This is a genomic window from Streptomyces sp. NBC_00028, from assembly GCF_045041065.1.
GTDB lineage: Bacteria > Actinomycetota > Actinomycetes > Streptomycetales > Streptomycetaceae > Streptomyces.
The window spans coordinates 8666079-8686950 of the sequence record NZ_CP108293.1 but is presented as its reverse complement, the minus strand read 5'-3'; the positions used below and the strand labels follow the sequence as shown (position 1 = coordinate 8686950).

At 71.3% G+C, this 20872-nt stretch carries 22 protein-coding genes; 8 read left to right on the top strand and 14 right to left on the bottom strand.

From position 1 onward, the window contains the following. Positions 1–59: 59 nt before the first annotated feature. Complete coding sequence (locus tag OG885_RS39285; RefSeq protein ID WP_405740354.1) at positions 60–1007, bottom strand: ROK family protein; 948 nt, start codon at positions 1005–1007, stop codon at positions 60–62. Between the two features lie 217 nt (positions 1008–1224). On the opposite strand from OG885_RS39285, the gene OG885_RS39280 reads away from it, so the two are divergent. Further along, positions 1225–2274, top strand: coding sequence for a LacI family DNA-binding transcriptional regulator (locus OG885_RS39280; RefSeq protein WP_405740351.1), 1050 nt, complete (start codon positions 1225–1227; stop codon positions 2272–2274). 10 nt (positions 2275–2284) lie between these two features. Then, on the top strand, positions 2285–3079 hold the full coding sequence (locus OG885_RS39275; protein ID WP_405740348.1) for a hypothetical protein: 795 nt from the start codon (positions 2285–2287) through the stop codon (positions 3077–3079). Here OG885_RS39275 and OG885_RS39270 read toward each other — a convergent pair. Together OG885_RS39270 and OG885_RS39265 are read right to left on the bottom strand one after the other, a co-directional pair. Further along, entirely contained in the window at positions 3025–4680 is a 1656-nt protein-coding gene (locus OG885_RS39270) for a protein kinase domain-containing protein (RefSeq protein ID WP_405740345.1), read from the bottom strand. The two genes, OG885_RS39275 and OG885_RS39270, sit on opposite strands and share 55 nt — an antisense overlap. Before the next feature lie 79 nt (positions 4681–4759). Beyond that, positions 4760–6049, bottom strand: coding sequence for a DUF6986 family protein (locus tag OG885_RS39265; RefSeq protein ID WP_405740342.1), 1290 nt, complete (start codon positions 6047–6049; stop codon positions 4760–4762). Between the two features lie 191 nt (positions 6050–6240). On the opposite strand from OG885_RS39265, the gene OG885_RS39260 reads away from it, so the two are divergent. After that, positions 6241–7134: an endonuclease/exonuclease/phosphatase family protein gene (locus tag OG885_RS39260; RefSeq protein WP_405740340.1), complete on the top strand. Its 894-nt coding sequence runs from the start codon at positions 6241–6243 to the stop codon at positions 7132–7134. A 63-nt stretch (positions 7135–7197) separates the two neighbouring features. On the opposite strand, the gene OG885_RS39255 is transcribed toward OG885_RS39260, so the two are convergent. The 4 genes from OG885_RS39255 to OG885_RS39240 form a co-directional block, all read right to left on the bottom strand. Beyond that, positions 7198–8160, bottom strand: coding sequence for an electron transfer flavoprotein subunit alpha/FixB family protein (locus OG885_RS39255; RefSeq protein WP_405740337.1), 963 nt, complete (start codon positions 8158–8160; stop codon positions 7198–7200). 51 nt (positions 8161–8211) lie between these two features. Further along, complete coding sequence (locus OG885_RS39250) at positions 8212–9000, bottom strand: electron transfer flavoprotein subunit beta/FixA family protein (RefSeq protein WP_405740334.1); 789 nt, start codon at positions 8998–9000, stop codon at positions 8212–8214. A 234-nt stretch (positions 9001–9234) separates the two neighbouring features. Continuing rightward, positions 9235–9744 (bottom strand): flavin reductase family protein, encoded by a 510-nt coding sequence (locus tag OG885_RS39245; protein ID WP_405740331.1) that lies wholly within the window; start codon positions 9742–9744, stop codon positions 9235–9237. A 193-nt stretch (positions 9745–9937) separates the two neighbouring features. Further along, positions 9938–10351 (bottom strand): TlpA family protein disulfide reductase, encoded by a 414-nt coding sequence (locus tag OG885_RS39240; RefSeq protein ID WP_405740328.1) that lies wholly within the window; start codon positions 10349–10351, stop codon positions 9938–9940. Between the two features lie 76 nt (positions 10352–10427). Between OG885_RS39240 and OG885_RS39235 the strand changes: the two genes are divergently transcribed. The 3 genes from OG885_RS39235 (at position 10428) to OG885_RS39225 (ending at position 12882) form a co-directional block, all read left to right on the top strand. Continuing rightward, positions 10428–10841, top strand: a complete 414-nt coding sequence (locus OG885_RS39235; RefSeq protein WP_405740325.1) for a DUF4395 domain-containing protein — start codon at positions 10428–10430, stop codon at positions 10839–10841. Between the two features lie 193 nt (positions 10842–11034). Next, positions 11035–11763, top strand: a complete 729-nt coding sequence (locus OG885_RS39230) for a lysophospholipid acyltransferase family protein (protein WP_399960823.1) — start codon at positions 11035–11037, stop codon at positions 11761–11763. Positions 11764–11856: 93 nt separating this feature from the next. After that, positions 11857–12882, top strand: a complete 1026-nt coding sequence (locus tag OG885_RS39225) for a hypothetical protein (RefSeq protein WP_405740322.1) — start codon at positions 11857–11859, stop codon at positions 12880–12882. Positions 12883–12900: 18 nt separating this feature from the next. On the opposite strand, the gene OG885_RS39220 is transcribed toward OG885_RS39225, so the two are convergent. The 6 genes from OG885_RS39220 to OG885_RS39195 form a co-directional block, all read right to left on the bottom strand. Further along, positions 12901–14091, bottom strand: coding sequence for a hypothetical protein (locus OG885_RS39220; RefSeq protein ID WP_405740320.1), 1191 nt, complete (start codon positions 14089–14091; stop codon positions 12901–12903). 27 nt (positions 14092–14118) lie between these two features. Further along, positions 14119–14823, bottom strand: a complete 705-nt coding sequence (locus OG885_RS39215; RefSeq protein WP_405740317.1) for a B3/4 domain-containing protein — start codon at positions 14821–14823, stop codon at positions 14119–14121. A gap of 8 nt (positions 14824–14831) precedes the next feature. Beyond that, positions 14832–15425: a transglutaminase family protein gene (locus tag OG885_RS39210; protein WP_405740314.1), complete on the bottom strand. Its 594-nt coding sequence runs from the start codon at positions 15423–15425 to the stop codon at positions 14832–14834. 100 nt (positions 15426–15525) lie between these two features. Further along, a complete protein-coding gene (locus OG885_RS39205) occupies positions 15526–16596 on the bottom strand; it encodes a threonine aldolase family protein (protein ID WP_405740312.1) in 1071 nt (356 codons plus the stop codon). Continuing rightward, positions 16593–17342: an SDR family NAD(P)-dependent oxidoreductase gene (locus tag OG885_RS39200; protein ID WP_405740309.1), complete on the bottom strand. Its 750-nt coding sequence runs from the start codon at positions 17340–17342 to the stop codon at positions 16593–16595. Before OG885_RS39200 ends, OG885_RS39205 begins: the two co-directional genes overlap by 4 nt. A gap of 50 nt (positions 17343–17392) precedes the next feature. Next, on the bottom strand, positions 17393–18790 hold the full coding sequence (locus tag OG885_RS39195; protein ID WP_405740306.1) for a DUF6421 family protein: 1398 nt from the start codon (positions 18788–18790) through the stop codon (positions 17393–17395). A 354-nt stretch (positions 18791–19144) separates the two neighbouring features. On the opposite strand from OG885_RS39195, the gene OG885_RS39190 reads away from it, so the two are divergent. Next, the gene (locus OG885_RS39190; protein WP_405740303.1) at positions 19145–19828 is read left to right on the top strand and encodes a glycerophosphodiester phosphodiesterase; all 684 of its coding nucleotides are present in this window, start codon (positions 19145–19147) and stop codon (positions 19826–19828) included. 3 nt (positions 19829–19831) lie between these two features. Here OG885_RS39190 and OG885_RS39185 read toward each other — a convergent pair whose 3' ends face one another. After that, the gene (locus OG885_RS39185; RefSeq protein ID WP_405740300.1) at positions 19832–20362 is read right to left on the bottom strand and encodes a GNAT family N-acetyltransferase; all 531 of its coding nucleotides are present in this window, start codon (positions 20360–20362) and stop codon (positions 19832–19834) included. 69 nt (positions 20363–20431) lie between these two features. On the opposite strand from OG885_RS39185, the gene OG885_RS39180 reads away from it, so the two are divergent. After that, positions 20432–20824 (top strand): VOC family protein, encoded by a 393-nt coding sequence (locus OG885_RS39180; RefSeq protein ID WP_405740297.1) that lies wholly within the window; start codon positions 20432–20434, stop codon positions 20822–20824. The last annotated feature ends 48 nt before the right edge of the window (positions 20825–20872 follow it).

Below are 20872 nucleotides of genomic sequence, written 5' to 3'. Positions count from 1 at the left end.
GGCCGGGTGCGCCGAACGGCGGGCCCGGCCGCCGGCCTGAACGTTCCTGCGCGACTGTGTCAGACCGTCGCCCGGTCCGCCCCCTTGGCGAGCGCCGCCGCGGCCGCCCCCACCAGCCCCGCGTCCGTGCCCATCTGGGCCGGTACGACGGCCAGGCGCTGGACGAAGGAGAGGGTGGCGTAGTCGGTCAGGGCCTTGCGGAGCGGGGTGAGGAGCACCTCGCCTGCCTTGCCCACGCCTCCGCCGATCACCGCGATGTCGATCTCGACGAGGGTGGCCGTGGCGGCGATCCCGGCGGCCAGCGCCTGCGCGGCCCGCTCGAAGGAGGCCACGGCGATCGGATCGCCGGCCCCCGCCGCGGCGGCCACCGCGGCGGCGGAGGTGTCGCCGTCCGGTCCGGGCCGCCAGCCGTTCTCGAAGGCCCGCCGGGCGATGTTCGGGCCGCTCGCGATGCGCTCCACACAGCCGCGCGAGCCGCACGCGCACGGGTCGCCGTCCATGTCCACGCTGATGTGGCCGATGTGTCCGGCGTTCCCGGTGGGGCCCGGGTGCAGTCGGCCGCCCAGGACCAGGCCGCCGCCGACGCCCGTCGACACCACCATGCACAGCGCGTTGTCGTGGCCGCGCGCGGCGCCCTGCCAGTGCTCGGCCGCCGTGATCGCCACGCCGTCGCCGATCAGCTCGACCGGGAGTCCGCCCGTCGCCTCCCGGACCCGCCGGACCAGCGGATAGTCGCGCCAGCCCGGCACGTTGACCGGGCTCACGGTGCCGGCGGAGGCGTCCACGGGGCCCGCGCTGCCGATCCCGAGAGCCGAGGCGCGTCCCCACAGCGGCGACACGGTGAGTTCGCCGAGCACCTCCTCGACGGCCCGCATGACGGTCTCCCCGTCCTCCCGGGCGGGCGTGGCGCGCTGCGCGCGGACCTGGATGTGGCCGCGGTCGTCGACCAGCGCGCCGGCGATCTTGGTGCCGCCGATGTCGAGCGCTGCCACGAGGTCGGTGTGCATCAGTGTCAGATCTCCCCGTCAACCATGAGAAAGAGCGGGCCGTTCCGGAGTGGGGGCACGGAGACGGCAATTGCGGTGGACAGTGTCCCCCGCATCTGACAACGTTGTCCAGGCTCTATGCTCGACGCCACATCCTCATACAAAATCATGGACGCCGCATCCCTCCCCGGGGATGGCCCCTGGACAACCCGTGGACGACAGGACAGGACGCCGTATCGTGCCCGAGACCACCCGCCGCGCAGACCGAATCGCCGCCACGCGTTACGGCAACCGTCCGACGATGAAGGACGTGGCAGCACGCGCCGGAGTGGGCCTCAAGACGGTGTCCCGCGTGGTCAACGGCGAGCCGGGCGTCACCCCGGAGACCGAGCGCCGGGTCCAGGAGGCCATCGACGCGCTCGGCTTCCGGCGCAACGACAGCGCGCGCGTGCTGCGCAAGGGCCGAACCGCCAGCATCGGCCTGGTCCTCGAAGATCTCGCGGACCCGTTCTACGGCCCGCTGAGCCGCGCGGTCGAGGAGGTCGCCCGCGCCAACGGCGCCCTGCTGATCAACGGCTCCAGCGCCGAGGACCCGGACCGTGAGCAGGAGTTGGTGCTGGCGCTGTGCGCCCGCCGGGTGGACGGCCTGGTGGTGATCCCGGCCGGCGACGACCACCGCTATCTGGAGCCGGAGTTGAAGGCGGGCGTGGCCACGGTGTTCGTGGACCGGCCGGCCGGCCAGATCGACGCCGACGTGGTCCTGTCCGACAATTACGGCGGTGCCCGCGACGGTGTCGCCCACCTGATCGCGCACGGACACCGCCGGATCGGCTTCATCGGCGACATGCCCCGCATCCACACCGCCGCCGAGCGCCTGCGCGGCTACCGGGCCGCCATGGAGGACGCGGGGATAGAGGTCGAGGAGAAGTGGATGTCCCTCGGGGTCACCGACCCGGAGCGGGTGCGCCGGGCCGCCGAGGGGATGCTGTCCGGGCCCGACCCGGTGACCGCGGTCTTCGCGGGCAACAACCGGGTGACGGTGACCGTGGTCCGCGTGCTCGCCGAACAGTCGCGCCGGGTGGCCCTGGTCGGCTTCGACGACATCGAGCTCGCCGATCTCCTCCAGCCGGGCGTCACCGTCGTCGCCCAGGACGCCGCCGCCCTCGGCCGTACCGCCGCCGAGCGGCTGTTCCGCCAGTTGGACGGCACGCTGATCACCCCGGAGCGGATCGAGCTGCCGACCCGGCTGATCACCCGCGGCTCGGGCGAGCTGCCGCCGACGGACTGAGGCAGTGCCCTTGAACGACCGCACGTTGGAGGCGCTGGGGCTGGCCGAGGCGCCGCGCGATCACCCGCTGCTCTACCCGGGCGCGTGGCCCCCGGACTCCGGACTCCTCGACGGGGACCGGCTGTTGCCCCTCGACCGCCTCGTGCACGAGGACCGTGTCCCCGTCCTCGCCGTCGGCTCCAACGCCAGTCCGGCCCAACTGCGGCACAAGATGGCCGAACACGGGATCGTCTCCCCGGTCCCGATGGTGCGCACCCGCGTCACGGGCATCGACATCGGCGTCTCCGCCCATGTCAGCCGCCTGGGCTATGTGTCCGCCTCCCCCGTCGAAGCACCGGGAACGGTACGGGAGTTGTTCGTCATCTGGCTCGACGCCGAGCAACTCGCGGTCGTCGACGCCAGCGAGGGCGCGCATCTGGCGGCCGGGAACTACCGGCGGGCCTGGCTGCCCGCCACCGAGGTGCGGTTCGAGCTCGCGGACGGCACCGCCCTGCCGGGCGCGTACGCGTACGTCAACACGCACGGCGTGCTGCACGACGGCACCGGCGCCCCCCGCGGCCATCCGGGCCAGCGACCGCTGCTCACCGAACTCCTCGTCGGGTCGGCCCGGTTGAGGGAACTGTTCGGTGTCACGCCCGAGGAGTTCTGCGCCCGGGCGCGCGCCGACCGCCGGCTGTGCCAGGAGGGCACGCGGCTCTTCCGGAGCGAGAAGCGGGTGACCGACTCCGGCCTGGAGCGGTACACCGGGGATCAGCAGACGGGCAGGCCCGGCACCGGCTCGTCGTTGTCGCCGCCCCTGAGGTAGACGTCGCTGACGAAGACGCCGGTGTTGCCGCTGTCGTCGTCCGTCTTCGCCCACCAGACGTTGGTCCACTCGCCGTAGGTCTCGCGGCGGCCCAGGTTCTGCTGGCAGTAGAAATAGTTGGTGCCCGCGTTGAGGACGCCGGCCTTGGCGCCGGAGGCGGTGTAGGAGTCGGTGGTCCTCCAGACCTGGCAGTCGTACTTGCCGCCGCCCGCGGAGACGCAGGACGCGGCGGGGGTCGTCTCGCCGGGGCCGTCGTCGCCGGACGTGGGAGTGCCGCCCGAAGTCCTGGTCGGGGCAGGGCTGGTGGCCCGCGCGGTGGGCTTGCTCTCCGCCGTACGCGTCGCGGACGGAGTTGGCGTCGGTGTCCGCTTGCCGCCCTTCTCGGTGGGCTCGGGCTCGTCCGTGCGCACGGCGTCCCCACGGCCGCTCGCCGCCCTCGTGACCTCGGCGTCGGTGACGGAGGACGTGGGGCGCGCGTCGGTGTCCTTGTCGCGCGAGTCGTTCAGGAGGGCCACCGTCGCCCCGGCCGACGCGAGCAGGACGGCGACGGCCGCGGCCACGAGCAGGACGGGGCGCCTACGACGGGCGGGGCGGGCGGCGTCCATGGGACCGGTGACGACCGGTGTCCCCTGGTCGGGCGGCGGCCCGAACCCCGGCGGCACCGACGGCACGCTGTGCTCCGTCACCACGGGCGGCGCCTCCACCGCCGTACCCCGCAGCCGTGTCGTGGCGGCGTCGGCCGCCCCCGAATCCGCGACGCCCTGGAGCAGTTGCCGGGCCTCCTCCGCCTCCGGGCGCGCCTCGGGGCGCTTGTCCAGGAGCCGCTGGAGGACGGGACCGAGCGCCCCCGCGCGCGTGGGCTCGGGCAGAGGCTCGGAGACGATGGCGGTGAGCGTGGAGAAGGTCGACGTGCGCCGGAAGGGCGAGGAGCCCTCGACCGCCGCGTACAGGGTGGCGCCCAGGGCCCAGACGTCCGAGGCGGGGCCGGGATCGGCGCCCTGTGCGCGTTCGGGCGCCAAGTAGTCCAGGGAGCCGACGAGTTCGCCGCTGCGGGTCAGGTGGGTGGCCGAGCCGTCTCCCGGGTCGTCCATCGTGGCGATGCCGAAGTCGGTGAGGACCACGCGGCCCGACCGGTCGAGCAGGATGTTGCCGGGCTTCACGTCGCGGTGCAGGACGCCGGCGCGGTGGGCGGCGGCGAGGGCGTCCATGACCTTGGCGCCGATGCCCGCGGCCTCGTGGGAGCCGAGGGTGCCGCGGTCGCGCAGGACGTCGTCCAGGGACGGTCCGTCGACCAGCTCCATGACGATCAGGGGGCGGCCGTCGACCTCCGCCACGTCGTGCACGGCGATCACGCCGGGGTGGCGCACCCGGGCCGCCGCGCGGGCCTCGCGCTGCATGCGCAGCCGCAGATCGGCCAGTTCCGGCCCGTCGGCGTCGGTGTAGGTGCGCAGTTCCTTGACGGCGACCTCACGGCCGAGGACCTCGTCCACCGCGCGCCAGACCATGCCCATGCCGCCGCGCCCGAGCTGCGCCACGACGCGATAGCGCCCGGCCAGCAGCCTGCCGGTCCCCTCCGTCCGTCCGTCGTCCCCCGAAGACACCGCGGCCGCCCCGTTCTTGTGACACGTCTTGTGCGTGCCGTACAGACTACGGGGCGGCTGTGACAACCCTTTACGGCTGCTACTTCGCCGAGGCCGTCAGGTCCGCGCGGCGCGGGCCGGCGTACGACTGGAGGCGCGCCAGGGTCAGTCCGGTGAGGCGGGAGACCTCGCCGGAGTCGAGGGCGCCGCAGTCCAGGCCGCGCAGGAGGTAGCCGGCGAGGGCCTTGGCGGTGGCGGGCTCGTCCATGACGGCGCCGTCGACGTGGTTGGCGTAGGCGGCGAGGCGCTTGGCGGCCGCTTCGAAGCCCTCGCGGTAGAAGGCGAACACGGCCGCGTACCGGGTGGGGAGGTGGCCGGGGTGCATGTCCCAGCCCTGGTAGTAGGCGCGGGCCAGGGCGCGGCGGGTGAGGCCGTAGTGCAGCTTCCAGGCCTCGTGGACGTTCTCGGTGGTGCCGACCGGCAGGACGTTGGTGGAGCCGTCCGAGACGCGTACGCCGGTGCCCGCGGCGGCGACCTGCATGATCGCCTTGGCGTGGTCGGCGGCCGGGTGGTCGCTGGCCTGGTAGGCGGCGGAGACGCCGAGGCAGGCGCTGTAGTCGAAGGTGCCGTAGTGCAGACCGGTCGCGCGGCCCTCGGCGGCGTCGATCATGCGGGCGACGGTGGCGGTGCCGTCGGCGGCGAGGATGGACTGGCTGGTCTCGATCTGGATCTCGAAGCCGATGCGGCCGGGGTTCAGCCCCCGGGCCTTCTCGAACTGCTCCAGGAGCCGGACCATCGCGGTGACCTGCTCGGGATAGGTCACCTTGGGCAGCGTCAGGACCAGCCCGTCGGGCAGGCCGCCGGCCTCCATCAGGCCGGTCAGGAAGATGTCGAGGGTGCGGATGCCGCGGTCGCGGACCGGGGACTCCATGCACTTCATACGGATGCCCATGTACGGGGCGGCCGTGCCGTTCTCGTACGCGTCCGCGACGAGACGGGCCGCGCGGGCGGCGTCCTGGTCCTCGTCGGCCCCCTTGTAGCCGTCCTCGAAGTCGACCCTGAGGTCCTCGACGGGCTCGCGCTCCAGCTTGGCGCGCACGCGCGCGTGGACCGGTTCGGCGAGGTCGTCGGCGAGTCCGAGGACGGCGGCGAAGGACGCGGCGTCCGGGGCGTGCGCGTCGAGGGCCGCGAGGGCCTGGTCGCCCCAGGAGCGGAGGGTGTCGGCGGCGAAGAGGTTGCCGGGAACGTAGACGGTGTGGACGGGCTGGCGAGTGCCCGGGTCACCGGGGTAGCGGCGCTCCAGCTCGGCGTCGACCGGCGCGAGGGAGGCGCTGATCTCCTCGCTGACGGCACCCGCGAGGCTTGTCGCCACCTGCTCCTGCTGACCCATGCCACACCCTCCTGTTTTCCGCACTACGGAATCAACAATCCGTAGAGCGAAGTTATCCGTCGATCTTCCCGCAGGTCAACACCCCGTCCACAGCGTGAGCCGCCGCGCCCCTTCCGGCACCCCGGCCTCACCACGCCCCCTTTCGCACACCGGTTCGCCCCTTCATCCTGATCCGTCGGGAGGGGATTCACATGCCGGACACCGACAGGATGACGCGTCGCATGGGACTGAGAACCCTGGTGGCCACCGCGCTCACCTTGCCCCTGATGGCCACGATGCCCGCCTCCGCCGCCCGTCCGGTGGGCCGCCGGCTCGACGCCATGACCTTCAACCTGCGCTTCGCCAGTGCCGTCGAACCCAACAGCTGGGCCGTCCGCCGCCCGGTGATGGGCGCCCTGCTGCGGCGTGAGGCCCCCACGTTCATCGGCACCCAGGAGGGCCTCTACCAGCAGCTGCTGGACATCCACGCCGACCTCGGCCCGCACTACGCCTGGATCGGCACCGGCCGCGAGGGCGGCAGCCACGACGAGTCCACGGCGGTCTTCTACGACACCCGGCGCCTGGCCCCGCTCGAACACGACACCTACTGGCTCTCCGACACTCCCCGGACCATCGGCTCCAACACCTGGGGCGCCGCGCTCCCCCGGATCGCCACCTGGGTCCGCTTCCGCGACCGCGCCGACGACGGACGGGAGTTCTACGTCCTCAACACCCACCTCGACCATGTGAGCCAGTACGCGCGCGAGCGCGCCGCACTGCAGATCGCCGACGGCATCGCCACGTTCGACCGCGCCTTACCTGTCGTCGTCACCGGCGACTTCAACGCGGCGGCCCACAACAACCAGGCCTACCTCAACCTGATCGAGTCCGGACTCGTGGACACCTGGGACGCCGCCGCCGAGCGCAGCGATGCGTACGGGACGTTCCACGGCTACGAGCCGCTGACGCCCGACGGCGAGCGCATCGACTGGATCCTCGCCACACCGGGGGTGCGGGTCCACCGGGCCTCGATCAACACCTTCGCCGTCGACGGGCAGTTCCCCAGCGACCATCTGCCGGTCCAGGCGACGTTGACCCTGGGATGAGACGAGGCCCTCGCGACCGCCGGGAAAGCGGTCGCGAGGGCCTCGTACAGGCGCCTGCGGAGATCAGCCCTTGCGGGCCTTGACCTCCTCGGTGAGGGCGGGGACGACGTCGAAGAGGTCGCCGACCACGCCGTAGTCGACGAGGTCGAAGATCGGGGCCTCGGCGTCCTTGTTGATCGCCACGATCGTCTTCGAGGTCTGCATGCCCGCGCGGTGCTGGATCGCGCCGGAGATGCCGGAGGCGATGTACAGCTGCGGCGAGACGGACTTGCCGGTCTGGCCGACCTGGTTGGTGTGCGGGTACCAGCCGGCGTCCACCGCGGCACGGGAGGCACCCACAGCAGCACCGAGGGAGTCGGCGAGCGCCTCGATGATCGCGAAGTTCTCGGCGCCGTTGACGCCACGGCCGCCGGAGACGACGATCGCGGCCTCGGTCAGCTCCGGGCGCCCGGTCGACTCACGCGGGGTGCGCGCGGTGACCTTGGTGCCGGTCGCGGCGGCGGAGAAGGTCACGGCCAGCGCCTCGACGCTGCCGGCGGCCGGGGCGGCCTCCACGGCGGCCGAGTTCGGCTTGACCGTGATGACCGGGGTGCCCTTGGAGACACGGGACTTGGTGGTGAAGGAGGCGGCGAACACCGACTGGGTGGCCACCGGACCCTCGTCACCGGCCTCCAGGTCGACGGCGTCGGTGATGATGCCGGAACCGATGCGCAGCGCCAGACGCGCGGCGATCTCCTTGCCCTCCGCGGAGGACGGGACGAGTACGGCGGCCGGGGAGACGGCCTCGACGGCGGCCTGGAGGGCGTCGACCTTGGGGACGACCAGGTAGTCGGCGTACTCGGCGGCCTCGTGGGTGAGGACCTTGACCGCGCCGTGCTCGGCGAGGGCGGCGGCGGTGTCGGCGGCGCCGTTGCCCAGCGCCACGGCGACCGGCTCGCCGATGCGACGGGCCAGGGTCAGCAGCTCCAGGGTGGGCTTGCGGACGGCACCGTCCACGTGGTCGACGTAGACGAGAACTTCAGCCATGGGAATGCTCTCCTGCTTGGATCAGATGAGGGGCGGTCGGCGAACTCGGGCTCAGATGAACTTCTGGCCCGCGAGGAACTCGGCGAGCTGCTTGCCGCCCTCGCCCTCGTCCTTGACGATCGTGCCGGCGGTGCGCGCCGGACGCGCCGCCGCGTCCTCGACCTTGGTCCAGGCACCCTCGAGACCGACCTCTTCGGCGTCGATCTCCAGGTCCTCCAGGTCCCAGGACTCAACCGGCTTCTTCTTGGCCGCCATGATGCCCTTGAAGGACGGGTAACGCGCCTCGCCCGACTGGTCGGTGACGGACACGACGGCCGGCAGGGACGCCTCCAGCTGCTCGCTCGCGGCGTCGCCGTCACGGCGGCCCTTGACGGTGCCGTCCTCGACGGAGACCTCGGAGAGCAGGGTCACCTGCGGGACACCGAGACGCTCGGCGACCAGCGCCGGGACGATGCCCGCGGTGCCGTCGGTGGAGGCCATACCGGAGATCACCAGGTCGTAGCCGGCCTTCTCGATCGCCTTCGCGAGCACCAGCGAGGTGCCGATCGCGTCGGTGCCGTGCAGGTCGTCGTCTTCGACGTGGATGGCCTTGTCGGCGCCCATGGACAGCGCCTTGCGCAGCGCGTCCTTGGCGTCCTCCGGGCCCACCGTCAGGACGGTGATCTCCACGTCGTCGTCGGAGTTCTCCGAGATCTGCAGCGCCTGCTCGACCGCGTACTCGTCCAGCTCGGAGAGCAGACCGTCCACGTCCTCACGGTCGACGGTCAGGTCATCGGCGAAGTGCCGGTCGCCAGTGGCGTCGGGCACGTACTTAACGGTGACAACGATCCTCAAGCTCACGCCGGCTCTCCTACTGCTGCGTCGACATTTCTGTGCTGCCTACTTGCAGGCAGCATAGGCGCCCCAAGCGGCCGATCCCGATCGGGGCGGCCCGCGCTCCGAACGAAATATTACTCGTCAGTACACCCAGTTCGTTCCCGCTAAGCAAGCGCTTTGAACTGTGACCTTCGCAACGCAGCGTAATCGGAACTCGACGGTCCCGCAGCAGGAGACCCCGGCGTGCGGCACGGGCCGTCAGTCGCGCAGACCGCTGAACGTGCCCTGGTGGTAGAGGAGCGGACGGCCGGGTCCTGCGGGGTCGCCGAGCAGCACCTCGGCGAGGACGATCCGGTGGTCGCCGGCGGGCACGCGCGCGACGACGCGGCACACCAGCCAGGCCAGGACGTCGTCGAGGACGGGAACACCCTCGGGCCCCTCGCGCCAGCCGGTGGGCGCCCCGAAACGGTCGGCGCCGCTGCGGGCGAAGGTGGCGGCCAGCTCCTGCTGGTGCTCGCCGAGTATGTGGACGCCGACATGCTCGGCCCGGGAGATCGCGGGCCAGCTGGAGGCACCGGTACCGATACCGAAGGACAGCATCGGGGGCTCGGCGGAGACCGAGGTGAGCGAGGTGGCGGTGAAACCGACCGGGCCGCCCTCACCACGCGCGGTGATCACGGCGACACCTGCCGCGTGCCGCCGGAAGACGGAGCGCAGCAGATCGGGGGAGGCGAGCTGAGGGGTGTGGAGGTCCGGCGTGGCCGTCATGGGATCGTCCTTCTGCGAGGCGGGGCGAGCTGGTCCGTGGCTGCTCAACAGCCCGGACAGCGCGCGCTCGCGGTGCGGGCCAGGTCGACATGGACCCGCCCGAAGAGAAGGAGTTCCGAAGGCATACGGTCAGGCTGACGATAGGTGGTGCGCCCAGTCAAGTACGTCCCGGCATATGGGAGCTGCCTCACCGTCACACGGCCTCACCGAGGGCCGCGATGACATCCGCCTTGCGCGGCTGCCCGGTGGCCCGCCGCACCACGCGGCCGTCGGCGTCGAGCACCAGCACGGTCGGCGTCTTGAGGATGTCCAGTTCGCGGACGAGGTCCAGGTGGGCCTCGGCGTCGATCTCGACATGGGCGACCCCGGGGACCAGGTCGACCACCTCACCGAGGACTCTGCGGGTGGCCCGGCAGGGCGCGCAGAAGGCGCTGGAGAACTGGACGAGGGTGGCCCGCTCCCCCAACTCGACGCCCAGTTCGGTGGCGCCGAGCCGCTTGTCGTCGTCGCGCCCGCGCACCCGCACTCTCCCGCTCCGCTGCCTGTGCAGCACTCCGTAGACGCTCGCCGCGGCGAGCACCAGCGCACACACCACAAGTCCGGCCATCACCCAGCTCCAGCGTTCACATGACTGCAAAGATTCCCGACTCCACGCACGGCATTCCGTGCGGAATGCTTGATTCATGGACATCGATGTGAGGGGACCGCGCTTCGGGGCGGCCGTGACGACCCTAGTACTGGCGGTCGTGCTGATCACCGGCAGTGTGTGGCTGCTGGCCTGGCAGACGCTGGCGTTCGCGCTGGGCGCGGCGGGCGGCGTGGGACGTTCGCCGTACGGCTGGCTGTTCAGGAAGGCCGTGCGGCCCCGCATCGGTCCGCCGACGGAGTTCGAGGCGCCCGAACCGCCGCGGTTCGCGCAGGCGGTGGGCCTGGCCTTCGCGGTCGTCGGTCTGATCGGGTACGGCGTCGGACCGGCCTGGCTGGGACTCGCGGCGACCGGGGCCGCGCTCGCGGCCGCCTTCCTGAACTCCGCGTTCGGGTACTGCCTGGGGTGCGAGATGTACCTGCTCGTACGGCGCGTGACCGTACGCGCGTAGTAAAGGTGGCGTAAAAGCCCGAGGTGGATCAAGCAGCCGACGTGACAAGGATCTCGCCCTTCGCGGGCACCAGGGCTGGCCCCCCGCCCGTTCTTGGGGCACGATCTGCGAGATGCCGTAAACCTACGGTGTCGTAACTTTCCCGCCGGGAACCCCCCTTTCCCAGGCAGAGAAGGAAGGGCCCACCCCGTCCATGGCAGAGCTTGTCTACCGCCCCGTCGTCGGCCTCGCCCGCACGCTGTTCAAGGCGTGGGACCTGAAGATCGACTGCAAGGGTTCGGAGAACATCCCCCGCTCTGGCGGCGCCGTGCTGGTGAGCAATCACATCAGCTACCTGGACTTCATCTTCGACGGGCTGGCGGCGCTCCCCCAGAAGCGTCTCGTGCGCTTCATGGCGAAGGAGTCGGTGTTCCGGCACAAGGTCTCCGGTCCGCTGATGCGCGGGATGAAGCACATCCCCGTGGACCGCAAGCAGGGTGAGGCGGCCTACCAGCACGCGCTGGAGTCGCTGCGCTCCGGTGAGATCGTCGGCGTCTTCCCGGAGGCCACGATCTCGCAGTCGTTCACGCTCAAGTCCTTCAAGTCGGGTGCCGCGCGCCTGGCGCAGGAGGCGGGCGTGCCGCTGGTCCCGATGGCACTGTGGGGCACGCAGCGGCTGTGGACCAAGGGCCACCCGCGCAACTTCAAGCGCAGCCACACCCCGATCACGATCCGGGTGGGCGAGCCGGTCGAGGCGCCCAAGGACAAGTACGCGGGCGCGATCACCCGCCAACTGCGCGAGCGCGTCCAGGAGTTGCTGGAGGCCGCCCAGCGTGCCTACCCGGTCCGCCCCAAGGACGCCGACGACACCTGGTGGATGCCGGCCCACCTCGGCGGCACGGCCCCCACCCCGGAAGAGGTCAAGGCCGCCGAGGCCCGCTGAGCACTCGGGGTTCACGGACCCGCGCCGTTCCCTCCACCGCCCGACCGATAGGGTCCCGCCCGTAAACGGGTGGACGTGCAACGGGGGCAAGGAATGCGGCGCTGGGTCAAGGTGTCGGTGTCGGCCGCGGTCGTGCTGGGGGTGGGCGGCTGGATCGCCACCCCGTACGCGCAGGACTGGTGGCTGCTGCGTACGGCCTGCGACGGGGCGCTGCCCGTCGACGCGGTGCGTGAACTGGGGCGCGACGGCGACCACTTCAAGGACGCGTCGTCCGCGACCCACGAGGGACTGGGCGACTACGGCTGCTCCGTCGGCTTCGACGGCGACGACGTGCGCGACGACCGGCTGCTGGAGACGGAGGCGTACACCCGGCGGGACGACGTGGACCGGGAGTTCATGACGGTCCTGTCCGAGTCCGGGTTCGACCGCGTGGGGCCGATGGCCGACGGGCTGCCCGGCTATGTCGACAAGTACGGCGCCCTGCAGTTCCTCGTCCCCTGCCCCGAGTTGGGGAAGGACGACGAGGGCCGCCAACGCAAGCTGCTGGTCCGCACCTGGCTCGGCCGGGACGCCCTGCGCGGCACGCCCGCCGCCTACGAGACGGCGGTGGCGCTCACCAACTCCGCGTCCGACCGCCTCGGTTGCGGCGCCGAACCGCTCAGGGCGCCCGGCGGGGACGCCGCGCCGACGGACCCGCAGGAGGACCCCAGGACGGTGCCGCTCGCCGACGCGGGCGACACCGCGTGCGGCTGGGCGCTCAAGGCGGGAGGGCTCAAGACCACGCAGTGGCGGGTGGCGGTGCTCATGAACGACGCGGGCCCGGTGGGCCGTTGCGATCTGTACGCGCGGGACGCCGACTCCGGCGAGTGGGAACCCCGCATGTGGTTCGCCGCCTGGTACGGCGACTGGAGCAACCGTCTGCTCGCCGAGCAGCGGCGCCGCGAGCCCGACGCCCGTACGGCGACGGCCCGTTGTGACGGCGAGGCCGCCAACTACGCCCTCAGCGCCGACAAGGACGTCCCCGGTGTCGGGAAGACCGAGAAGCGGAAGCTGCTCGCCGCCTTCGCCGAGGCCCAGGCCGGGCAGCGGGGCTGCACGGAACTGAGCCTCGGCGGCTGAACCGGAGCCGCCTCCGATTCAGTACGAGGTCAGCCAGAGCGCCCTGACGTACCGGTCGTCGATCAACTGCCGTAGCTGTGCCGCGCGTTCCGTCGGCACCTTGCGCGCCTTCGCCCAGGCGTCGAGGACGGTGAACAGCTGGTGCCGCCCGTCCGTCAGGTCCCCGCTCAGGGGGCCGGAGACCGGCCGCTCGGCGATGTCCCCCATGACCGGCCGGCTGCTCACCTGCCGTGGGGCCGCCCGGTAGGCGCCGCGCGTGTGCTGCCGTACGGCCATGTCGAAGGCCGCGAGGTCGGGGATCGTGCCGTCCCTGACGTACCGCGCCCGGTGGTTCATGAGGCTGCCGATGCGGTCGGTGAGGTGTTCCAGGTCGATGTCGGCCCAGGTCGTGGTCGACTTCGGGCTGCCGTCCTTCTCCTTGCCGGGGTGGTAGTCGGGGTCGGCGCCCTCGCGGGTGAGCCGTTCGAGGTAGTGGGCGAAGTACGCGCGTTCGGCGTCGTAGATGATCGCGAACGCCTCCGGATCCCTGGCCAGTTCGCCGACCAGGTACTCCGGGTCCGCCCGTACGCCCGAGGGGTCGGTGAGCTCGAAGTCGGCGTGCGCCTCGTCCGGGGCCAGGAAGCGGCCGTAGGACGTCCAGCCGGTGTCGTCCGGTGCGGCCCCCACGGCGTCCACGGCCGGGCTGTACGCGTCGCGGTCGGGGCTCAGGAAGCGGTTGGCGTCCACCACGTACTCGGCGAGGACGCGGGCCACGCCGGGTGCCGCCCCGTCGGGCACGGGATCGTCGTCGAACGCGGCGACCACGGCGTACGCGGCACGGGCCTGGGCGAGGGTGTGCGGCTTGCCCTCGGCCGTGGCCCGGGTGGCGGCGTCGGCGACCTGCCCGAGCACCTCGCCCCCGTCGCCGCACGGGTTCTCGTGGATCAGCAGCGCGCGCACGGCGTCGTACCGGGACAGGTCGTCGCCGGGGTCGAGCGCGCGGGTGGCGGCGGCCGGGTCCTTCGCGAGGGCGCGGGTCGAGGCGGGAATCTCCTGGCAGGGAGCGTCGTCGCCGGAGTCGGCGAGGACGATCGGCACGGCCGTGGCGGTCGTCAGCAGGGCCAGCGCCACGGCCGAGGTGAGCAGCCAGTGCTTCCTCAGCCGGGCGAGGGGCCGCTCGGGCTGCTCTTCGGTGCTGGTGGTGTTCTCTTCTGTTCCCCCGTCATACATACCCGGGAGGTTAACGACCGCGACGGCTCAGCCGCGCACCGGGTCGGCCGCGTGCACCTCGATACGGGCGCCCGGGCTGAACTTCTCCAGCAGCTCGGCGAGTTCGGCGCCGGCCCGCTCGACCTCGGCGACCGGCATCGGCGCGAGGCTCTCCAGGAGGAAGATGCCCGAGACGGTCTGCTCGGTGAGCCGGGTGCGCGGACCCTGGCGCCAGTTCCAGCGGCGGCAGGTCACCCCCAGCTCGTCGCGCCACACCACCTCGCCGGCGTCGGGGTGCTCGATGACCTCCTCGCCGCCGGCGACGGTCACGAAGTCCTCGTCACCGCCCGCCCGCACGAGCCGCATCCCGCCCTGGATGCGGTCGATGTCCTCGCCGCCGACCGGGATGAGATGGGCGACGCTGATGGCGTTGTAGAGGTCGACGAGCAGGTTGATCCGGGGCAGACCGCCGTCCGCCAGTGCCCTCTTCGCCAGCGCCTCCGCCGAGTTACGGGTCCGCGACGGCTTCGACCCGAACGCCGTGTAAACCTCGCGCCATGCCGCCATGTGCGGGTCCTCGTGCGGGGCGCGCCCGTCCAGGCGTACGGCGAGCCGGCGGGCCGCGTCGTCGAGGAGCGCCGAACTGGCCTCGGTGCTCGGCCCGTTGAGCAGGTCGTACGCCTCGACGGCGACGTGGGTGAAGCCGGGCGCGAGGGCGCGGACCTCGTCGGACACGGTGAGGGAGAAGGTCATCGCCTGCCTCAGAGTTCGGTGGGGAGCGTCTTCCACAGATGGAGCCGGTCGGGGGCGGCCTTGAGGGCGCTCAGGACGGCCGGGTGAGGTTCAGCATACAGGACTGGATAGTCCACCTCATTGGACCTGAGGTCGGGCACCCATGCCAGTCGCTCGCTCTCTAGGGAGAACTGCGCGTCCACGCCCGGCTTGTTGCCGCGCGGATCCTGCCGATGCCAGGCCCCGTTGAACCGCACCGCGACCAGCCCGTGCACGGCATGCCCACCGCCGTCGTCATGCGCCAGCCGCTGATAGCACAAGGCCGTCGGAATGTCCTCGGCCCGCAGCAGCGCCGCGAGCGCGTGGGACTTGGCATAGCAGATGCCGGTGCCCTGCTCCAGGACATCGGAGGCCCGCCAGGCGACGCGCGGGTCCCCGCTGTCGGCGGAGTGGGGAATCGTGTCCCGCACGAACTCGAAGGCCAGCCGTGCATAGGCATACGAGTCCTCGGCCTGCCGGGCGAGGCGGGCAGCCGTGTCCCGGACGAGCGGGTGGACATGGTCGATGACTTCGTCGGCGGCGAGATATGCGGACAGGTCAGGGGTGTTCTGGATCAGCTCCATGCCCGCAGAGCATAGGAATACGATCACCCGGCCGTCAATTCTTTTCCAGATGACCGTATAACTATGCAGCGATAGGTGATGCCCTGGTGCTGGTGGTGCCCTAGTGCGCCATCTCCTCCTTGAGGGCCGCCACGAAGGCGTCCACGTCGTCCTCGGTCGTGTCGAAGGCGCACATCCAGCGGACAACGCCCGCGTTCTCGTCCCAGAAGTAGAAGCGGAACCGCTTCTGGAGGCGCAGGCTCACGTCGTGCGGGAGCTTGGCGAAGACGCCGTTGGCCTGGACCGGGTAGAGGATCTCGACGCCGTGCACGGCGCGCACGCCCTCGGCCAGGCGCTGGGCCATCTCGTTGGAGTGGCGGGCGTTGCGCAGCCACAGGTCCTTGGCGAGCAGCGCCTCCAACTGCACCGACACGAAACGCATCTTGGACGCGAGCTGCATGGACAGCTTGCGCAGATGCTTCATGTGGGAGACCGCGTCCTGGTTGATCACCACGACCGCCTCGCCGAACAGCGCGCCGTTCTTCGTCCCGCCGAGGGAGAGGATGTCGACGCCGACCGCGTTGGTGAACGTCCGCATGGGGACGTCGAGGGACGCGGCCGCATTGGCTATGCGGGAGCCGTCGAGGTGCACCTTCATGCCGTGGGCGTGGGCGTGGTCGCAGATCGCGCGGATCTCGTCCGGGGTGTAGAGGGTGCCCAGCTCCGTGCTCTGGGTGATCGAGACGACCTGCGGCATCGCGCGGTGCTCGTCGTCCCAGCCGTACGCCTGCCGGTCGATCAGCTCGGGGGTGAGCTTGCCGTCGGGGGTGGGGACGGTCAGCAGCTTCAGGCCGCCCATCCGCTCCGGCGCGCCGCCCTCGTCGACGTTGATGTGGGCGCTCTCGGCGCAGATCACCGCGCCCCAGCGGTCGGTGACCGCCTGGAGCGCCACGACGTTGGCGCCGGTGCCGTTGAAGACCGGGAAGGCCTCCGCCGTGGGCCCGAAGTGGCTGCGGATGATCGCCTGGAGGTTCTCGGTGTAGTCGTCCTCGCCGTAGGCGACCTGGTGCCCACCGTTGGCCAGAGCCAGGGCGGCGAGCACCTCCGGGTGGACGCCGGCGTAGTTGTCGCTCGCGAAGCCCCTGCTGTCCGGGTCGTGGTGACGCCGGGCGTCGGTCTTCGGAGGGTTCACGGCTTCTCGGTGAGCCACAGACGGTTTCCGTTCACTTCTCCGGCGGGCTTCTCCCAGACCTCGGCGATGGCCGTGGCCAGGTCCTTGACGTCCGTGAAGCCCGCGAACTTCGCGTTGGGGCGCTCGGCGCGCATCGCGTCGTGCACCAACGCCTTCACCACCAGGATGGTGGCCGCCGAGGTGAGCTCCTCACCGGCCCCCGCCTTGCGGAAGAAGTCGGCCATGGCGAGCGTCCACGCCTCGGCGGCGGCCTTGGCGGCGGCGTACGCGGCGTTGCCCGCGGTGGGGTTGCTCGCGCCGGCCGCGCTGATCAGGACGTAGCGGCCGCGGTCGCTGCGCTGGAGCGCCTCGGAGAAGGCGAGGGAGGTGTGCTGCACGGTGCGGATGAGCAGCAGCTCCAGGAAGTCCCAGTCGTCGAGGCTGGTCTTGATGAAGGTCTCGCTGCCGCGCCAGCCGCCGACGAGATGGACGACGCCGTCGACCCGGCCGAAGTCCTTCTCGATGCCGCGGGCCCAGTCGCGCGTGGAGTCCAGGTCGAGCAGGTCGACCGGCTCTCCGGTGACGGTGGCGCCGCCGCCCGCGTCCCGGGCCGCGCTCACCGCCTCCGCGAGCCGCTCGGGGTCGTTGTCGGCGCCGACGACGGTCGCCCCGGCCTCGGCAAGTCGCAGCAGGGTCGCGCGTCCGGCGGGTCCACCCGCGCCGGCCACCGCGATCACCGCACCGCTGAGAGCTCCGTTCCCCGCCATGTTCTTCGCCTCCTGAGCTTGCCGCGCAGCGTTCTCGGTGCCGTGGTCGCTCACGCGGCCACTCGCTCGGCGTTCTCCGCCGTGATGCCGCGCGTCGACGCGATCACGTTCTTGAGCTTCTTGGAGAGTGCCTCATAGAACATGCTGAGCGGAAACTCGTCCGGAAGCACGTCATCGACGAGCTTGCGCGGCGGCTGCGTCAGGTCCAGGGCGTCCGGGCCCTTGGCCCAGCGGGATCCCGGGTGCGGGGCGAGGTACTGCGCGACCAGGTCGTACGCGGCGAACCAGTGGACGAGCTTGGGGCGGTCGATGCCCGCCCGGTAGAGGTCCTCGATCTCGGCGCACAGCTGGTTGGTGACCTGCGGGGCGCGCTGCCAGTCGATGTGCAGCTTGTTGTCGGTCCAGCGGACGACGTCGTGCTTGTGCAGGTAGGCGAAGAGCAGCTGGCCGCCGAGGCCGTCGTAGTTGCGCACCCGCTCGCCGGTGACCGGGAAGCGGAACATACGGTCGAACAGCACGGCGTACTGCACGTCACGGGCCTGCGGGACGCCGTCGGCCTCCAGCTTCACGGCCTCCTTGAAGGCGGTGAGGTCGCAGCGCAGCTCCTCCAGGCCGTACATCCAGAACGGCTGGCGCTGCTTGATCATGAAGGGGTCGAAGGGCAGGTCGCCATGGCTGTGGGTGCGGTCGTGGACCATGTCCCACAGGACGAACGCCTCCTCGCAGCGCTTCTGGTCGTGGACCATCGCGGCGATGTCCTCGGGCAGGTCGAGGCCCAGGATGTCGACGGCGGCGTCGGTGACGGCACGGAAGCGGGCGGCCTCGCGGTCGCAGAAGATGCCACCCCAGGAGAATCGTTCCGGCGCCTCGCGCACGGCGATCGTCTCGGGGAAGAGCACGGCGGAGTTGGTGTCGTAACCGGCCGTGAAGTCCTCGAACTTGATGCCGCAGAACAGCGGGTTGTCGTAGCGGGTGCGCTCCAGCTCGGCCAGCCAGTCCGGCCACACCATGCGCAGGACGACCGCCTCGAGGTTGCGGTCGGGGTTGCCGTTCTGCGTGTACATCGGGAAGACGACCAGGTGCTGGAGGCCGTCCGCGCGCCCCTTGGCGGGCTGGAAGGCCAGCAGCGAGTCCAGGAAGTCCGGCACCTCGAAGCCGCCCTCGGCCCACCGCTTCAGGTCCTTGACCAGGGCCTCGTGGTAGGCGCGGTCGTGCGGGAGCAGCGGGGACAGCTCCTCGACGGCGCCTGTGACCTCGCGTACGGCGGCCTCGGCGGCGGCGCGGTCCGGGGCACCCTCAGCCGTGAGGTCGATCGACCCGTCCTTGGACTGCCAGGGCCTGATCCGTTCCACGGCACCCTTGAGCACGGGCCACGCAGGGTGGTCCACCACCCTGGTCCCGGGAGCAACCCGCTCCCCCGTAGCCGCCTGCACAAGAATTTCCGTCATGTCCCATCCTCCACGGGAGAACCTCGCGTGAGGACACCGTAGGCATATGAGGTTCCTGCCAGCAAGTGGGGGCTCCGTAAATTATCCTGCGCAGTCGCATGGTCACGGAACTTTTTCCTGTCGGATGCCATGACGGCGCTCTCGGTGGGTATACGTGATCCTCTTGGGGGTCTCCGGCCGGCGTCGGCGGTCAATGCCCGCAGGACTCGCCCACCCCAGGGTGACCAGCCAGAACGGTCCCGGCCAGGTCCGCCCCTCGTGTCACCCGATCCCCCGTGTACGCAGGGGTTCATCACCGGCCGAGGCCATTAGGCTGCGGAAGCCGAGCCGCCGTCGACGGAAGCGAGTTGAACCTTGAACTTCCTTACCATCGGTCATCGCGGAGTCATGGGTCTCGAACCCGAGAACACCCTCCGTTCCTTCGTGGCCGCCCAGCAGGTCGGCTTCGACGCCATCGAACTCGACCTGCATCTCAGCAAGGACGGGGCCCTCGTCGTCATGCACGACACGGACGTGGACCGCACGACCGACGGGACCGGTCCGATCGCCGAGAAGACCCTCGCCGAGCTGCGCACCCTGGACGCGGGCCGCGGCGAACGCGTCCCCGTCTTCGAGGAGGTCCTGGAGGCGGTACAAGCACCGCTCCAGGCCGAGATCAAGGATCTCGCGGCAGCGCGGGCCCTGGCCGAGGTCATGCTCAGGCGGGACCTGGTGGGCCGGGTCGAGGTGTCCTCGTTCCATGACGAGGCGATCGCCGAGGTCTCCCGTCTGGTGCCGGGCGTGCGGACCGCGCTGATCGGCAGCCGGTACGGCACCGACATCGTGGAGCGCGCCGTGGAGGCCGGGGCGGCGACCGTCTGCCTCAACATCCGCCGGATCACCCTGGAGATCGTCGAGCACGCCCGCAAGGCGGACCTGAGGATCATCGGCTGGGTGGTGAACACACAGGACCATCTGCGGCTCGTCCGGGCGCTCCAGCTGGACGGTGCGACCACCGACTACTCGGAGATCAAACGCACCGCCCGCTTCACGGCGTAACGATTATCCGAGCGGCTTGACCAGCAGCTCGAACTGCAGGTCCTCGCGCTGCGGGACGCCGAAGCGCTCGTCGCCGTACGGGAACGGGGTCATCCGGCCCGTACGGCGGTAGCCGCGGCGCTCGTACCAGGCGATGAGGTCGTTGCGTACGGAGATCACCGTCATGTGCATCTCCGTGGCACCCCAGGTCTCCCGGGCCGTCCGCTCCGCCTCCGCGATGATCACCTTGCCGAGGCCGCCGCCCTGGAGCCGCGGGCTGACCGCGAACATCCCGAAGTAGGCGTGGTCGCCGCGGTGTTCGAGCTGGCAGCAGGCGACGACCTCGCCCTCGCGCTCCACGGTGAGCAGGCGGCTGTCGGGCGACTTGATGACCTGGAGCACGCCGTCCGGGTCGGTCCGCTGCCCCTCCAGGATGTCCGCCTCGGTGGTCCAACCGGCCCGGCTCGAGTCCCCGCGGTACGCCGACTCGATCAGCGCGACCAGCGCGTCCACGTCGGCGTCGGTGGCGTCACGGAAGGTGAGTCCAGCGGTCATGGGCGTCTCTCCACTCTCGGGCACGGCACAGGCACCGACGAGCCTAACGCCCGCACTAGGCTCCGCCGCATGGTGCACGTACTGAGCGGCCGGACCCTCATCCACCCCCTCGACCCCGAGCGATCCCGTGTCTTCTACGGCGAACAGCTCGGCCTCGCCGTCTACCGCGAGTTCGGCACAGGACCGGAACGCGGCACCGTCTACTTCCTCGGCGGCGGCTTCCTGGAGCTCTCCGGCCGCTCCGAGACGCCACCGTCCCCGGCGGTGCGGCTGTGGATGCAGGTCGAGGACGTGACGGCCGCACACGAGGAGCTGCTGGCGAAGGGCGTCGAGATCGCGCGGCCACCGGTGCGGGAACCCTGGGGCCTCATCGAGATGTGGCTCACCGACCCGGACGGGACCCGGATCGTGCTGGTGGAGGTACCGGCGGACCATCCGATCCGCTACCGACCGGGTATCTAGTGACCGGCGCGGCCACTGCGGCGTGCTGATGCGCCGGATGGCAGGGGG